General features: G+C 32.3%; 17 protein-coding genes. 10 read left to right on the forward strand and 7 right to left on the reverse strand.

The genetic code is table 11. The annotated features are described in order from the left end of the window. Positions 1–228: 228 nt before the first annotated feature. The 7 genes from IW20_RS03050 (at position 229) to IW20_RS03080 (ending at position 6,322) form a co-directional block, all read left to right on the forward strand. Positions 229–1,101: a helix-turn-helix domain-containing protein gene (locus IW20_RS03050; RefSeq protein WP_035618569.1), complete on the forward strand. Its 873-nt coding sequence runs from the start codon at positions 229–231 to the stop codon at positions 1,099–1,101. 147 nt (positions 1,102–1,248) lie between these two features. After that, entirely contained in the window at positions 1,249–2,262 is a 1,014-nt protein-coding gene (hemH, locus tag IW20_RS03055) for a ferrochelatase (protein ID WP_035618574.1), read from the forward strand. A gap of 45 nt (positions 2,263–2,307) precedes the next feature. After that, positions 2,308–2,856, forward strand: coding sequence for a CopD family protein (locus tag IW20_RS03060; protein ID WP_035618575.1), 549 nt, complete (start codon positions 2,308–2,310; stop codon positions 2,854–2,856). A 146-nt stretch (positions 2,857–3,002) separates the two neighbouring features. Continuing rightward, on the forward strand, positions 3,003–4,418 hold the full coding sequence (locus IW20_RS03065; protein ID WP_081912427.1) for an ATP-binding protein: 1,416 nt from the start codon (positions 3,003–3,005) through the stop codon (positions 4,416–4,418). 11 nt (positions 4,419–4,429) lie between these two features. Next, positions 4,430–5,212: an enoyl-CoA hydratase/isomerase family protein gene (locus IW20_RS03070; RefSeq protein WP_035618577.1), complete on the forward strand. Its 783-nt coding sequence runs from the start codon at positions 4,430–4,432 to the stop codon at positions 5,210–5,212. A gap of 142 nt (positions 5,213–5,354) precedes the next feature. Beyond that, positions 5,355–5,759: a hypothetical protein gene (locus tag IW20_RS03075; protein ID WP_035618578.1), complete on the forward strand. Its 405-nt coding sequence runs from the start codon at positions 5,355–5,357 to the stop codon at positions 5,757–5,759. A gap of 32 nt (positions 5,760–5,791) precedes the next feature. Further along, complete coding sequence (locus IW20_RS03080; protein WP_035618582.1) at positions 5,792–6,322, forward strand: hypothetical protein; 531 nt, start codon at positions 5,792–5,794, stop codon at positions 6,320–6,322. A gap of 312 nt (positions 6,323–6,634) precedes the next feature. On the opposite strand, the gene IW20_RS03085 is transcribed toward IW20_RS03080, so the two are convergent. From IW20_RS03085 to IW20_RS03095, 3 genes are all read right to left on the reverse strand, one after another. Continuing rightward, entirely contained in the window at positions 6,635–7,288 is a 654-nt protein-coding gene (locus tag IW20_RS03085; protein WP_035618585.1) for an HD domain-containing protein, read from the reverse strand. A gap of 274 nt (positions 7,289–7,562) precedes the next feature. Continuing rightward, positions 7,563–8,555 carry an acyl-ACP desaturase gene (locus IW20_RS03090; protein WP_035618588.1) on the reverse strand — a complete coding sequence of 331 codons (993 nt, stop codon included), beginning with the start codon at positions 8,553–8,555 and terminating at the stop codon, positions 7,563–7,565. Between the two features lie 10 nt (positions 8,556–8,565). Further along, positions 8,566–9,300: a lysophospholipid acyltransferase family protein gene (locus tag IW20_RS03095; protein WP_035618830.1), complete on the reverse strand. Its 735-nt coding sequence runs from the start codon at positions 9,298–9,300 to the stop codon at positions 8,566–8,568. Between the two features lie 126 nt (positions 9,301–9,426). Here IW20_RS03095 and rnpA point away from each other — a divergent pair, with 126 nt between their 5' ends. Next, entirely contained in the window at positions 9,427–9,849 is a 423-nt protein-coding gene (rnpA, locus tag IW20_RS03100) for a ribonuclease P protein component (RefSeq protein WP_035618591.1), read from the forward strand. A gap of 97 nt (positions 9,850–9,946) precedes the next feature. Beyond that, positions 9,947–11,584 carry a S41 family peptidase gene (locus IW20_RS03105; protein ID WP_035618593.1) on the forward strand — a complete coding sequence of 546 codons (1,638 nt, stop codon included), beginning with the start codon at positions 9,947–9,949 and terminating at the stop codon, positions 11,582–11,584. A 120-nt stretch (positions 11,585–11,704) separates the two neighbouring features. Here IW20_RS03105 and IW20_RS03110 read toward each other — a convergent pair whose 3' ends face one another. From IW20_RS03110 to IW20_RS26165, 4 genes are read right to left on the reverse strand one after another with little or no spacing between them, the layout of a single operon-like run. After that, positions 11,705–12,706, reverse strand: a complete 1,002-nt coding sequence (locus IW20_RS03110; RefSeq protein WP_123869427.1) for an acyl-CoA thioester hydrolase/BAAT C-terminal domain-containing protein — start codon at positions 12,704–12,706, stop codon at positions 11,705–11,707. Positions 12,707–12,754: 48 nt separating this feature from the next. Continuing rightward, a complete protein-coding gene (locus IW20_RS03115; protein ID WP_051885511.1) occupies positions 12,755–13,681 on the reverse strand; it encodes an alpha/beta hydrolase family protein in 927 nt (308 codons plus the stop codon). A 3-nt stretch (positions 13,682–13,684) separates the two neighbouring features. Beyond that, complete coding sequence (locus IW20_RS03120) at positions 13,685–14,155, reverse strand: glycine-rich domain-containing protein (protein WP_051885513.1); 471 nt, start codon at positions 14,153–14,155, stop codon at positions 13,685–13,687. A gap of 58 nt (positions 14,156–14,213) precedes the next feature. Then, positions 14,214–14,366, reverse strand: a complete 153-nt coding sequence (locus IW20_RS26165; protein WP_165571401.1) for a hypothetical protein — start codon at positions 14,364–14,366, stop codon at positions 14,214–14,216. Positions 14,367–14,662: 296 nt separating this feature from the next. Between IW20_RS26165 and IW20_RS03125 the strand changes: the two genes are divergently transcribed. Next, on the forward strand, positions 14,663–14,974 hold the full coding sequence (locus IW20_RS03125) for a helix-turn-helix transcriptional regulator (RefSeq protein ID WP_051885515.1): 312 nt from the start codon (positions 14,663–14,665) through the stop codon (positions 14,972–14,974). Positions 14,975–15,037 lie beyond the last annotated feature (63 nt).

Raw genomic sequence — 15,037 nt, forward strand, 5'->3', positions numbered from 1 at the left:
ATATGCCCTTATCATAAAAGTGCAACAAAATTATCATTATAGTATTTATAAAAGTAACGCTCAAAGTACTTTTTGTGTCGCTATGTGTTTTTTTAATTCTAATTGGTTGTTATTATGCAAAAAACGTTATTTTTGCAGCAAAATCAAGTCGTTAGAATTGTTTTATTTAGAGTTGTTCTAAATAAGATTTGAGATTAACTTTCATTTTTAGCTAAAAAAAATATCGCTATGAGTTCTCAAGAAATTATAAAAATTGAAGACGACTTTACGCTTATTCGTTTTCAGAATGACAGTTCGGAGGTATTTAATGCCCAGCGAGAGATTGGTAGTGGACTGATACAGTTTCACTTTGGCATAAAAGGAAGAGCTAAATTCTTGTTCAATCAAGGCAATTATGCATTGGAATTGAAAGAAGAAAAATCGCTTCTTTTATACAATCCTCAAAAAGAATTACCTCTTCATTTAGAACTTTCTCCTAATTCGTGGGTTATTTCGGTAATCGTTTCGATTAAGAAATTTCACGCATTATTCTCAACAGAAGCTGATTACATCACTTTTTTAAGTGCCGATAATAAAGATAAGAAATATTATAACGAAGGAAATATTAGTCCATCGATGGCAATTGTTCTGAGTCAGCTATTTCATTACAACTTACATCCCTCTATAAAAAACCTATATTATAAAGGCAAAGGATATGAGTTATTGAGTTTATACTTTAATAGAACCGAAGATCCAAATGCCGAACAATGTCCGTTTTTGATAGACGAAGACAATGTTTTAAAAATACGAAAAGCCAAAGAAATCATTATTGCTAATATGGCTGAACCACCGGGTTTACAAGAATTGGCAGATGAAATTGGTTTGAATTTGAAGAAACTAAAAATGGGTTTCAAACAAATTTATGGTGATACGGTTTATGGTTTTTTATTCGACTATAAAATGGATTACGCCCGAAAATTACTCGACAGCGGATCTTATAACGTAAACGAAGTTGGCTTAAAAATAGGATACAGTACTGGAAGTCACTTTATAGCGGCTTTCAAGAAAAAATTTGCAACAACTCCAAAAAAATATTTGATGTCGATAAATACGAATGTTTAAAATCAGTATCAATTTTCTATATCAAAACATAAATAAAAAATAATATTTATCATATTTCTAAAAAGTTGTAATACATACTTTTGACGAAAATTTAAACAAACACATGCTTAAAGCCTAAAGCTTAAAGCCTAAAGCAAGAAAATCATAATGAAAGGCGTATTATTAGTAAATCTGGGTTCACCCGAAAGTCCAACTCCAAAAGATGTAAAACCATATTTAGATGAATTTTTAATGGATAAATACGTAATAGACGTTCCGTATTTACTGAGAGCTTTATTAGTTCGTGGAATCATCTTAAGAAAAAGACCTGAAGAATCGGCACATGCTTACGAAAAGATTTGGTGGGACGAAGGTTCGCCTCTTGTTGTTCTTTCAGAAAGAATGCAAAAGAAAATTCAACCACTAGTAGATGTTCCTGTATCACTGGCAATGCGTTATGGTAGCATGACAATTGAAAAAGGATTACAAGAATTACATGAAAAAGGTGTGACCGAAGTATTGCTTTTCCCTTTGTATCCGCAATATGCAATGGCATCTACTTTAACAATTTTGGTTAAAGCTGAAGAAATTCGTAAAAAGAAGTTTCCACAAATGACTTTTACTGATGTTCCTGCATTTTACAATAAACCAGATTACATTAAAAACCTGGCAGATTCTATCCAAAGAAATTTGGTTGGGTTTGATTATGACCATTTATTGTTTTCATACCACGGAATTCCGGAACGTCATATTCGTAAAACCGATGTAACAAAATCACATTGCAAAATCGATGGTTCATGTTGTAATACACCATCTCCGGCACATGATTTTTGTTACCGTCACCAATGTTATGAAACTACAAGACAAGTTGTGAAGTTATTAGGACTTCCTGCAGATAAATACAGTTTAACTTTCCAATCACGATTGGCAGGTGATAAATGGTTAGAGCCTTATACCGATATTGAAATCAACAAAATCCCTGCTAAAGGAATCAAAAACCTAGCAGTTGTTACACCAGCATTTGTTTCGGATTGTTTAGAAACACTTGAAGAAATTGCAATGCGCGCCAAAGAAGATTTTCAAGAAAATGGTGGCGAAGAATTCCTTGCCATTCCTTGCCTGAACGATGATGATGAATGGTGCGTAACGGTAAGTAACTGGATTAAAGATTGGGCTAAATAGACAAATAGAAAACAGAACAAAGAGTATAGAACAAAGACTTTAATAATGGAATATTACAACTACCTGAAATCGCTACACCTCATCTTTGTAATCACTTGGTTTGCTGGATTGTTTTATATCGTTCGATTATTTGTTTATCAAATCGAAGCCAACGATAAACCATCGCCAGAGAAAGAAATTTTACAAAAGCAATACAAGATAATGACGTATCGATTATGGTATATTATTACTTGGCCATCAGCAGTTTTGGCAAGTATATTTGCTTTCTGGATGCTGTTTTTTACCGATTTAGGTAAATCGTGGTTACAAATGCCGTGGATGCACGTAAAACTTTGCTTCGTATTTTTATTATATTTATATCATGGAAAATGCCATCAGATTTTTAAGCAATTGCAAAATGACGAAATAAAATACACGAATAACTTCATGCGTTTATGGAATGAGGGAGCAACAATAATCTTGTTTTCTGTTGTGTTTTTGGTTGTTTTAAAAAATGCCGTAAACTGGATTTATGGTGTAATCGGAATTATATTGTTCTCGGTTTTAATCATGTTGGGTTTTCAATTTTATAAAAGAATAAGAGAAAAAAAATAGTTCTTAGTCGCAGTGACAGTTTACAGATTTCCAACTGAGACTGAATACTAGTACTGAAAACTGCAAACCGAGACTGTAAACTAAAAAAAATGTTCAAGAACTTCAAAATGTCGATGCTTTCGTTGCGTGTAAGGATATTCCTTTCGATGATTGTATTGATTGTTGTCGCTTCTGTTTTATTGGCTTCGATTTCGATTATTCAATTTAAGAACGAAGCCAAAGAATACCATCAAGAACGTTTAGAACGAAAGGAAAACGCGGTAAAGGAACACATCAATTATGTTCTTGCTACTACTACTTATCCTTTAAAAACTGCTAATCTAGATTTGATTTTTAAAGATAAAATACATGAGTTAGCCCAAATTCATAATATCGAAATCAATATTTACAGTCTTAAAGGACAACTTTTAAAATCATCCAAAGAGTCTTTTGCTGTTGATAAAGTTGCTCCTCCAATCCCAGAATACATCTTAAAACTAGTTCGTTCCTCAATTGAGAAACGTTTTGTAGATATAAAAACTCAAGACGGCGTAAAAAACCGTTCTTCGTATAGTTTGATTAAAGACGAAAAATTCAAACCGCTTGGAATTTTGAATTTACCATATATCGAAGATGATGGCTATTATGAAAATGAATTAAACACCTTCTTAATTCGTTTAGGTCAGGTATATTCCTTCATGCTTATTGTAGCATTTGCTTTGGCTTATTTCTTATCGACATACATTACAAAATCATTAAAAACCATTTCGGATAAATTAAGTGAGACCAACTTAAACCAGAAAAACGAAATGATTGTTTTAGAGGCGAGCAGCAAGGAGATTAACTTCTTGATCAAGTCTTACAACGGAATGGTGGAAAAGCTTGAGAAAAGTGCCATAAAACTAGCTCAAAGCGAACGTGAGGAAGCTTGGCGCGAAATGGCGAAACAAGTTGCCCACGAAATTAAAAATCCGCTTACGCCAATGCGCTTAACGGTACAGAGTTTTCAGAGAAAATTTGACCCAACTGCACCCGATGTTAAGCAAAAACTAAACGATTACTCCGAGACATTAATTCAGCAAATAGATACAATGACCGCTGTGGCTTCGGCATTCTCAAATTTTGCCTCGATGCCTGCTCAACAAAACGAAACATTAAATGTGGTAGAAGTTGTAGAGCTTGCGCTAGATATTTTTAACGAAGAGTATATTGTTTTCCAGAGTGAAGAGGAAGAGATTATCTCAAAAATGGACAGAACGCAATTAATCCGAATTATTACCAATTTGGTTAAGAATGCTACACAAGCAATTCCAGAAATACAGCATCACAAATCAATTTTAGTTACTGTAAAAAGACAAGGCGATAATGTTGAGATTACTGTAACTGACAACGGAATAGGAATACAAAAACAAGATATTGATCGCGTTTTTGAACCTAAGTTTACCACCAAAAATAGCGGAATGGGTCTTGGACTCGGAATTATAAAAAACATTATCGAAAATTATAAAGGAACAATTACCTTTGAAACAGAATACGGAAAAGGAACCACATTTACGGTTACATTACCAATTACAAACTCATAAATAACAGTATCATGAACTACGAAAATATACTTATCTCTATCGAAGAGAAAATTGCAACTATTACAATTAATCGTCCTACGAAGCTTAATGCATTGAACAAAAAAACGATTAATGATTTGCAAAAGGCATTTAAATTATTGGCTAAAAACAATGACGTTCGCGTAATTGTATTAACTGGAAGCGGAGAAAAAGCTTTTGTAGCTGGAGCTGATATCTCAGAGTTTGCTAATTATTCTATCGAAGAAGGGACGGCTTTGGCAGCAGAAGGTCAAGAGAAATTATTTGATTTTATAGAAAATTTAAAGAAACCAGTTATTGCAGCCGTAAATGGTTTTGCTCTTGGTGGCGGATTAGAATTAGCGATGGCTTGTCATTTCAGGATTGCATCTGATAATGCAAAAATGGGATTGCCAGAAGTTACTCTAGGACTTATTCCTGGATATGGAGGAACACAACGTTTACCTCAACTTATTGGTAAAGGTCGTGCCATGGAAATGATTATGACTGCAGGAATGATTAACGCCGAAGAAGCTAAACAATACGGATTGGTAAATCATGTAGTGCCTCAAGCAGAACTTATTACTTATTGCAACGGTATTGCAGAAAAAATAATTAAGAATGCTCCATACGCTATTTCTAAAGCGATTAAGGCCATAAATGCTAATTATAAAGATGGCAAAAACGGTTTTGAAACTGAAATAAAATCATTTGGTAAATGCTTTGGAACTAAAGATTTCATCGAAGGAACAACAGCATTTTTAGAAAAAAGAAAAGCTGAATTTACAGGGAAATAATTTTTTTTTAATCGCAAAGTACACAAAGGTTTACGCTATGTTCGCAAAGCTTTGTGTATTTTTTTTCCTGGCGTTCTTTGCGTAAAAACTTTGCGCCCTTTGCGGTTAAAAAGTTAAATCAATTAAACATTAAAACAGAATCATGTCTTACGAACCCATATTAATCGAGTTTTGGCAAAAAGTAAAAGAAAGCATCCAGAACGGAACTTTTGCTAAACTAACATTGGCTAAAACTATTGGTGACACCGAAATAAAGAACATCTATTTTCGTCTAGTCATTAACGAAGACAATACTACTTACGGCGTTTCTCTTACTACTCGCTATAAAACCGAGGAAATAGAAAGCTTTCATACTCTTGAGGAAGCTTTTGTAGTTCTGACTCCATACATAAAAAATCCTTTTTTAACTGCTTTGTTGTTTACAACCGATGCTGATCTTACTTTTAAAGTAAACAAAAAGAATGTGGGAAGTATTATCGAACAAGCTCCTACTTTTAAAAATGCATCTCCTGTAATGCTTGAGATGATTGAAAAAGGAATAGTTTAAACACATAAATCATTTATAACCAAAACCTTCAAATGAAAACCACAGTAACATCATTATTATTTATCGCTTCTTTATTTATGAGCACAACTATTTTTGCTCAAAGTACTATGAAAGAATATAAAGCCGGACATACCTTTAACATTAGTTTGCCTGATTATATGAGCAAAACTGCCGATTTAAACAGCTCTGCAGCGATACAATATAAAAACGTAGTAAAAGACATTTATGGAGTTGTCATTTTTGACACCAAGGAAGAATTAAAACTTCTAGAAATGAATTACACTTCTACTAATGAATTTTACGAAGATTTCATTAAAGACTTTCTAAAAGACGAAGAGAAAAGATCCGTATCTGCTCCAAAGTCAACTAAGAAAGGTGATATTAGTTTTATTGAGGTAGAAGCTACTTATTTTGACAAAGAAATCAATAATACCATTTACTATTTGATTGGTGTTGTAGAAACAAAAACTGCCTTTTATAAAGTTTTATCTTGGGCATCTATAGATAATAAAGACAAGTATAAAGCTGATTTCCAGAAAATACTTTACAGCATAAAAGAATAAAAAAAAGAGCCTAAGTTATAAACTTAGGCTCTTTTTTTGTCGAATTATTATAGACAGCTTATGATATAAAAATTACACCATACAACCACAATCTTGTCACCCTGAGGAACGAAGGGTCTCCACGAGTGGCTCGATAATTAAAGACTGTTTTGTGTTAGTTTCTTGCGGAGATTCCTCCTGCGTCGGAAAGACAAGATTGTAGAATTAGTGAATCACAAAAAAGCTTCAACTATGCTCAGCTTGACAAACTAAATCCTTTTTTACTGAGCACTTTTTACTAAAAACTGAACACTGAATACTGAGACTGAACACTTACTTCGCTCCTTCCCACTCAGCATAAAATTGCGAAAGAAATGTTTCCATAAAACGATGTCTTTCAGCCGCAATTTGTTTACCAGTATCGGTATTCATTTTATCTTTTAGCAACAATAATTTTTCATAAAAATGATTTACTGTTGGTGCATTATTCTTTTTATATTCCTCTTTGGTCATATTGGTAATCGGTGCAATGCTAGGATCATAGATTGCTCTATCTTTAAATCCTCCATAATGGAATGCTCTTGCAATACCTATTGCGCCAATAGCGTCTAAACGGTCTGCGTCTTGTACAATGTCTAATTCTAGAGAAGTAAACTTTTTCTCAAAATTACCACCTTTGTACGATATGTTTTCAATAATATTTATAACATGTGCTATAATTTCTTCATCAACATTCTCTGACTCCAAGAACAATCGAGCCGTTTTAGGTCCAATAGTTTCGTCTCCACCATGAAACTTACTATCGGCAATATCATGTAATAAAGCACCCAATTTTACCACTGTAACATCACAGGATGTATCCTTAGCGATTAAAAGTGCATTTTTATACACTCGCTCAATATGAAACCAATCGTGCCCTCCTTCGGCACCATTTAGCTTTTCTTTTACAAAAGTGATCGTTTTGTTTATTAACTCCGAATTACTCATAATATGTATTTAATTAATACTTCTTTGCAAAACTAAAAATAGCTCGCAGATTTTGCAAATTAAGCAGATTTAAATAGCATAGACTAACTCTAAACTCACTAGGTAGAATTACACTCAACTGCTTAAACCCTTATTCTAAATAAAAAAATGTTGATTGTTAAAGCTTGAAAAACTCTAACAATCAACAATATTTTCAATATTAATATCAACTGCAAACAAAATCAATTTTAAATCTAAAATTCAAAACAACCTAAAATCTGCAATCTAAAATTATTTAAAGTCTTGCAGGTTCAACCCATTTAAAGATATGTGATTCTTGAGGAATAACTAATCTTTCAGAAATTCTAGCCATTCTTGCTGGTAATTTCATCAGGTAATCACGCGCTTTTTCAGCCTCATCTGTAAGACCACCAATTTTGTCAATTTCCCATTTATCAATTAGCTTTTGCATGATATCTACATAGTCGCTTGCTGTGTAAACACCGATACGCTGTGCAGAATCAGAAAATTGTTCGAAAGCTGAGCTTATTTTTTGTCCAGATTCTCTTAGGAAATGTGCTGGCATAACGATTTTTTGCTTCATCATGTATTGAAAAGCAAGCATCATTTCGCTTGGATCTACTTGAAAAATACGATTAACAAATTCGCTATATGCATGATGATGGCGCATCTCGTCACCAGCAATCATTTTACACATTTTAGATAATTTATTATCACCATATTTCTTAGCCATTTGTGCTACTCTGTTATGAGAAACGTATGTTGCAAGCTCTTGAAAACTAGTGTACACGAAGTTTTTGTATGGATCACTTCCGGTTCCGATATCAAAACCATCATTGATTAGGTGCTGTGTAGTAATTTCTATTTCGCGCATGTTTACACGACCAGACAAATACAAGTATTTATTTAGCAAATCACCGTGACGATTTTCTTCACCAGTCCATTGTCTAATCCATTTAGACCAACCGTTTCCACCATTTTCAACTTGATTAATACCTTCTACATCCATTAACCAAGATTCGTATGTTGGTAATGCTTCTTCTGTAATTGTATCTCCAACAAGAGTTACCCAGAAATCGTATGGTAAATCTTTAGCAATTTCGCGTAGTTCTTTTACCTCTTCAAAAAAAGTATCTTTTTCAGAATTGGGTAAAAAATCTGACGGCTGCCAAATTTTTTCAACAGGTATTAAATACTGTTCAACGAAGCTGTCTACGTTTTTCTCTAAAAACTGCATCACTTCTAATCGAATGTTCTTTATAGACATTTTATATAATTTAAATTTTAACTCCTTCTACTACAGCCTTTTCCGACTTTTCCATTATCGTTGCAAAATCGTAATCTTTCACCGCCAACGGTTTATGGATGGTAAAGGTAAGATGATTTCCTAAACCCACAGGAAAAAAGCCAAATTTTACCATTTTCCATGAGTTATTAATACTAACGGGTACAACATATGCAGATGGTGCATATTTGCATAATATCTTCAAACCGTTTTGAGCAAATTCCTTTGGTTTTCCGGTTTTACTTCGAGTGCCTTCGGGGAAGATAACGGCAGCACGATTATTTTTCTCAATATATTCAGACAATCCTTTTATAGCAGGAATGGCTTGTTTAGGGTCTTTACGGTCTATTAGAACTGAACCTCCATGACGTAAATTATAAGATACACTTGGTATTCCTGAACCTAACTCTTTCTTACTTACAAATTTACAATGAAAACGGCGTAAATACCAAATCATTGCTACAATATCGTACATGCTTTGGTGATTAGAAACAAAAATAATAGGAGCTCCTGTTGGGATTAATTCTCTGTTTTCAAATTTATAGGTTGTCCCTACAAGGTTTGTACATTTAACCAGGAAGAAATTAAGGTAATCTACACTTTTTTTGTGTGCTTGGTAGCCAAAAACATTTAAACAAACCCATTGAATTGGATGGAAAATTGCTAAACAAAATCCAAAACACAAATAATAAATAACGGATATGGGGTACGAAATTAGTTTTTGCATGCTTAAAAAATTAGCTGCAAAAGTAATAAATATATTTTTAGCTCTAATTAAATCGCAAATAATAATAGGTTTGTTGTTAAATTGTACCTTTGCTGCATAATTCACAGTTTTTTTCAAAATCAAAAAATGAGCTTTACTTACCCAAAAAACGAACGACTAAAAAGCAAAACAACCATTGGACTACTATTTTCTGAAGGGAAATCGGTTTCTAAATATCCGTTGCGATTGGTTTATTATTCTGGTGATATAAAGCAAGATGAGAAAATAAAAATGGGTGTTTCGACATCCAAAAAATATTTCAAAAAGGCTGTTGAGCGTAATTACTTCAAACGTGTTTTGCGCGAAACATACCGTTTAAACAAGCATATCTTACTTGATAATCTAGACAAGCCTTATTCGTTTATGTTCTTTTATCAAACAAAAGACAGACTGTCTTATGAAGAAATCAATACCAAAACGATTCAATTGTTTGAAAAATTCGCGCTTCTGGTAAACCCAAAACCTGTTCCTGAATCTGAAACGGACACTCAAAACGATCCAATTCAATAGATTTTACCTCTCTAAAACGTGTTTCGGTATAGACTCTCGTTAATGTTGCTGAATTATTCTTATTTTAGTACTCTGAAATTTAAGATAAATCACAAACATGGTCGCGTTTTTCAAAAAAAAAATTATAATCCCTTTTGTTGCAGCTGCTTTTTTATTCGTTGGAACTAGTTTCAAAGACGACTTTTTCGAAATTGCAAAACAAATAGAAATCTTTACAACTTTATTTAAAGCTGTTAACACTAATTATGTTGACGAAACCAATCCGGGTGATTTAATGGATAAAGCCATTAAAAGCATGTTGGCTAGTTTAGATCCGTATACTGTTTACTTTAATGAACAGGATGTTTTAAATTTTAAAATTAACAATACAGGAGAATATACCGGAATTGGTGCTTTAATTACCCGAAAAGCAGACCGATTAATTGTTAAGGAACAATACAAAGATTATCCTGCTGATAAAGCTGGACTTAAAGCGGGTGACGAAATCATACAAATTGGTGATGTATTAATTGCTGATTTTAAGGATGATGCTTCGCAATTGCTTAAAGGGGCAAAAAACACTAAAATCTCTATTAAATACCTTCGTCAAGGAAAAACGAATACTACTGATATCGTTTTGGATGAAGTAGATATTAAGTCGGTTCCTTTCTTCGGAATGATTGATGCTAAAACAGGTTATATCGTTTTGGCTCATTTTAGCCGTAAAGCTTCTGCCGAAACTCAAAATGCTTTAGAACAACTTAAACGCGATGGTGCAACTCAAATAGTTTTGGATTTAAGAGGAAATCCAGGTGGACTTCTTAATGAGGCTGTAAATATTTGCAACCTCTTTGTGCCAAAGAATGAGGTTATTGTAACTACAAAATCTAGAATCGACAAACATAATAATACTTATAAAACTACTAAAGAGCCTATTGATACTCAAATTCCACTAGCGATTTTGGTTAACGGAAGAAGTGCTTCTGCATCTGAGATTGTATCGGGAGCATTACAGGATTTAGATCGTGCAGTTGTTTTAGGAAGCCGTAGTTTTGGTAAAGGTTTGGTACAACGTTCTGTTGATCTTACTTATGGAACTCAGCTTAAAGTAACTATTTCTCGTTATTATACTCCTTCCGGAAGATGTATTCAGGCGCTGGATTATGCTCATAAAGACAAAAATGGTGTGGCTACAAAAACGGATGCTAAAAACTTTAATGCGTTTAAAACCAGAAAAGGAAGAACTGTTTATGATGGTGGTGGGGTTATGCCTGATATCGAATTAGACGAAACTAAATTGAGCGCAATTACTAATGCGTTGCTTAAAAACGATGGTATTTTTGACTATGCTACTAGCTATTACTATAAGAATCCAAATCTTGGAACTCAAATCCCAACAATAACTGATGCTGATTATAGTAGTTTTAAACAGTTTTTAAAAACGAACAAAATTACTTTTGATACTGAAACTGAAGTGGCTTTAAAAAACACTTTGGCTGCAGCCAAAAAAGAAAAAATAGACGAAACTATTACTACTGAATATCAGCAATTACTTAATGCGCTGGAGAAAAGCGAAACTACTTTGCTTGACAAGAATCAGAAAGAGATTAGAAATTTGATTCAGGAAGAGTTAATAAAAAGATATCAATATCAGGAAGGTTTGTATCAATATTATCTTAAAAACAACTCCGAGATTAAAAAGGCTGTGGGTGTTTTAAACAATCAAACAGAATATAAATCTATCTTGAAAATGTAATTTTATAAAAATAGTTTTTATAAAAAAATGCAAAAAGGAATATTTTTCTTTTTGCATTTTTTTTTGAGGTATACCTTATATCCTCTAAAGTTAATTACAGTAAAATGAGCTTTTATACTATTATAAAGTGAGCCAATTTACTACATCTTTAAATACTTCGTCCCAATGATAGCTATCTTCTAAAGGGTTTCCGTTAGCATCAAATTCTTTCTTTTCATAATTATGACTGTAGTTAGGATAAGCTTTGAGTTTTATATTGTTTTTGGGCAGTAAAAAAGGTAGTAAATCATTGTGTGCTGACCCAATATCTGCAGAACCATAAACAACCAATATCGGTTTTTTAAATTTTCGTAGGCTTTCATAACTCATATGTTCATTATAACTCAACCAATTATTAAATTTTATATCATCTTTATACGTTATTTTACTTGCTGGAATATTTTTATAATCATCAATTAAATTATCAATTTCTAATTGTGAGGCTTCATCATTATTTGTTCCGAAACCCTTAACTCGCTCTCGCAAAATACTTTCGGTTACTCTATTAAAGGGATCTGCTGACATACAAACTAATTTTGCAATTTTTGTATCGCTTTCTGCTAATTTGCACGCTACTCTATATCCTTCTGAATGTCCGATAAGAAAGATGGAATCTTTTTTGACCCTTTTATCGTTATATAAATAGTTTATAACTGTTTGTACCTGACTAACTCTATATCCTAAATTATTGTTTTTGGTATACTCCAGAGGAACTTCTCCTTTTTCATCAACATAACCGTTTGCATCTTTATCATAAGTACCGATTAAAGGGATTCCTTTTCTTGCAATGATGACAAAATTAAATTTTTCGGAATACTCTTTAATACTAAACGGAATCAAAGAATTTGATATATCTTGATCATAAAAAATTACTGGTAAAGGCAGCGAACCCTGAGCAAATAAAATGGTTGGTTTCGGCACTTTAGATTCGCTTTTAGACATCAAAAACACAATTGTATCCTTCTTTGTCTTCAGGGTTATTTTATCAAACCCTGCTTTTTGCAAATGGTAATCTTCTCCATTTTGTGCATGCATAACAAAACACGAAAATGTAGCTATTATAAAATATCTAAAGATGCTCATTTATTCTGTTTTAAATTGTTTCTATATTCATACAGAAACAAATATATCCTATAAATATCTCTTTAGCCAATCGGCTATTTGATTTAACAAATTATCGTTTACGATTTCTAAATCATGTCCTTCATTTTCATAAACTAATAAGCGTGTAGTATATTCTTTTGAATTTAATTTGGAATAAAAAGCAAAGGCATTGCTAATATCAACTTTCACATCTTTATTACCTTGAATAATAAAATGAGAAACCTTTTTATTCTGGATAGAATCTATTGCCAGCAAACTAGAACGCGTTTTTAAAGCTGCAACTGAATCTTTGGCATAACCCGGAATTCTTTCTCTATAAACGCCAAACATCTCAGGGCGTTTTGATTCGATTAAATCGGCTTGTCCAGCAATTGCAATATTAGTTTTTATTCGATTGGTCTTTTTTAGCATCAAGAAATTTGTCATAACGCCACGACTCCATCCAAAAACGCCAATTCTGCTTTTATCGGCATTAGGCAATTGATCAATAATTTCAAAAAGACTTAAAACATCATTTACATCTTTGCCCCCAAATTCGTCTACACCTTCACTTACAGATGTTCCTCTGAGTTGTGAACCAATTACAATATAACCCTCGTTGGCAATTTTGCTCAAAAACTCCGTTAGGAATCCTGATTTTACAGCACCAAAATTACCGTTACCTCCACGATTGTATATTAAAACGGGATAGTTCCCTTTCTTTTTAGGTTCTATTAAAAAACCTCTAAGTTTAAGGTTGTCAAAAGACTTGTAATTAATACTTTGAAAATTTAAAGAATCAAGAAATTCATATTCTTTTTTTAAAACTATCTTATCATTTACCTTTTCAGAAATAACTGGATTAAAGGGATAATCCGTAATTTTTCGGGTTTCTAATGTAAAATTAGATTTTGATGTTTGTGCAAAACTGAAATTGAATAAAAACAGTGGTAACAAAAGAATAACTTTCTTCATAATTTATTTAGTAATTGACTTTATGTATGTACCAGTATATTTATCTGCAAATTCTACATACCATTTGTTTAATGTTTCTTCGCCTAAATTATCATAGATAAGCTCATATTGCTTTTTTAAAGCAATTTTATAATCTCTAAGGCTTTTATCTATATCCTTATTCCACTCTTCGTTTTCTTTTCTGGTTTTTGGCTGATGGTGAATAAATTGCCCTAAATATTTCTGGCAAAACTCATTATAATCTTTTGTAAAAAGAATAAAATTATGCCACATTTCGTCGATTATAATTATAGAATCATCACTCACAAAATTAAAATCTATATTTGAACATAACCAAAGCCATTTTTTTGTTTCCTCAAAAATGCTAACTGCTTCTGATTCTTCTATTTTATAAAAATTCAAGAATCTATCTATTACATCTTCATTCTTATAGCTGAGCACATTACTCAAACTTTCTTCCATACTTTTTTGCATTACTTTTAAAGAATTTAAAAAAAGGAGGGAATGTAAAACATAACCTCCTTTTGTATTATTAAACTGCTGTTACAACTCCTCTACAATCTCTACTAGCTGAACAAGATCCTGTAGAATTACCTCCTCCAACAATTTTCTCTAAACGCTCAAACTTTTTATCTAATAAATCATTGATTGTTTTTTTCTTTTTGTCTTCGTTAATTTTTTTCATCGTTTTTAATTTTTACGGTTAAATTTAAATTTTGAACTAATCTACATTAATCATCTCTTAGCTTATGCCTGTCGACTAGGCTGTTTAAGATTGAGAAATGACAAGAAGATAGTTTTTCAAAAATAGATGCTAATGAAAATAATCCTTATGCATTTTTATGCGAATTATGTAAAATTTATAGGAACCATGCAGATAAAAAGCTTGTATAATTAACTAAAACTTTCAAAATATCATTAAAAGTGGGTATTGTTCTGAAAAATTTATTTCCTCATTTTTGCAGCAAACTAAAAAGAAATATGACCAAAAAGAAACTGCTACAAGTAAGATTAAACAAGGGATTCTCTCAAGAAAAACTAGCAGATTTAATTGGTATGACTCAATCTAATTATAGCCGAAGAGAAAATGGTCGCAAGAACATTTCGGAAATTGAATGGCTGAAAATAGCTAAAGTTTTGGATGTAGAAAAAGAAACTATTTATGAGCCTAATGGCGATAATAGCAATGTTATTAACCAGTTTAACATTCCTGATTCTATCTTTAAACAACTTGAGTTACTAAGAACAGAAAATACAGCTCTTAAAGAAAAATTAAAAGCTCTTACGAACTAGTTCTTTATTATCTCTATATGTCAGAAGTTCATTTGAAATTTGGTAAAGTCAAACTTCAAATGA

Origin of the sequence: Flavobacterium hydatis (genome assembly GCF_000737695.1) — a bacterium.
Lineage (GTDB): Bacteria > Bacteroidota > Bacteroidia > Flavobacteriales > Flavobacteriaceae > Flavobacterium > Flavobacterium hydatis.

Coding starts and splice junctions, on each gene's coding strand:
- IW20_RS03090 (WP_035618588.1), bottom strand. CDS start 8,555: ATGTCTATAAAGAACATTCGATTAGAAGTGATGCAGTTTTTAGAGAAA.
- hemH (WP_035618574.1), top strand. CDS start 1,249: ATGAAAGGCGTATTATTAGTAAATCTGGGTTCACCCGAAAGTCCAACT.
- IW20_RS26165 (WP_165571401.1), bottom strand. CDS start 14,366: ATGAAAAAAATTAACGAAGACAAAAAGAAAAAAACAATCAATGATTTA.
- IW20_RS03120 (WP_051885513.1), bottom strand. CDS start 14,155: ATGCAAAAAAGTATGGAAGAAAGTTTGAGTAATGTGCTCAGCTATAAG.
- IW20_RS03065 (WP_081912427.1), top strand. CDS start 3,003: ATGATTGTATTGATTGTTGTCGCTTCTGTTTTATTGGCTTCGATTTCG.
- IW20_RS03070 (WP_035618577.1), top strand. CDS start 4,430: ATGAACTACGAAAATATACTTATCTCTATCGAAGAGAAAATTGCAACT.
- IW20_RS03080 (WP_035618582.1), top strand. CDS start 5,792: ATGAAAACCACAGTAACATCATTATTATTTATCGCTTCTTTATTTATG.
- IW20_RS03105 (WP_035618593.1), top strand. CDS start 9,947: ATGGTCGCGTTTTTCAAAAAAAAAATTATAATCCCTTTTGTTGCAGCT.
- rnpA (WP_035618591.1), top strand. CDS start 9,427: ATGAGCTTTACTTACCCAAAAAACGAACGACTAAAAAGCAAAACAACC.
- IW20_RS03050 (WP_035618569.1), top strand. CDS start 229: ATGAGTTCTCAAGAAATTATAAAAATTGAAGACGACTTTACGCTTATT.
- IW20_RS03060 (WP_035618575.1), top strand. CDS start 2,308: ATGGAATATTACAACTACCTGAAATCGCTACACCTCATCTTTGTAATC.
- IW20_RS03075 (WP_035618578.1), top strand. CDS start 5,355: ATGTCTTACGAACCCATATTAATCGAGTTTTGGCAAAAAGTAAAAGAA.
- IW20_RS03085 (WP_035618585.1), bottom strand. CDS start 7,288: ATGAGTAATTCGGAGTTAATAAACAAAACGATCACTTTTGTAAAAGAA.
- IW20_RS03110 (WP_123869427.1), bottom strand. CDS start 12,706: ATGAGCATCTTTAGATATTTTATAATAGCTACATTTTCGTGTTTTGTT.
- IW20_RS03125 (WP_051885515.1), top strand. CDS start 14,663: ATGACCAAAAAGAAACTGCTACAAGTAAGATTAAACAAGGGATTCTCT.
- IW20_RS03115 (WP_051885511.1), bottom strand. CDS start 13,681: ATGAAGAAAGTTATTCTTTTGTTACCACTGTTTTTATTCAATTTCAGT.
- IW20_RS03095 (WP_035618830.1), bottom strand. CDS start 9,300: ATGCAAAAACTAATTTCGTACCCCATATCCGTTATTTATTATTTGTGT.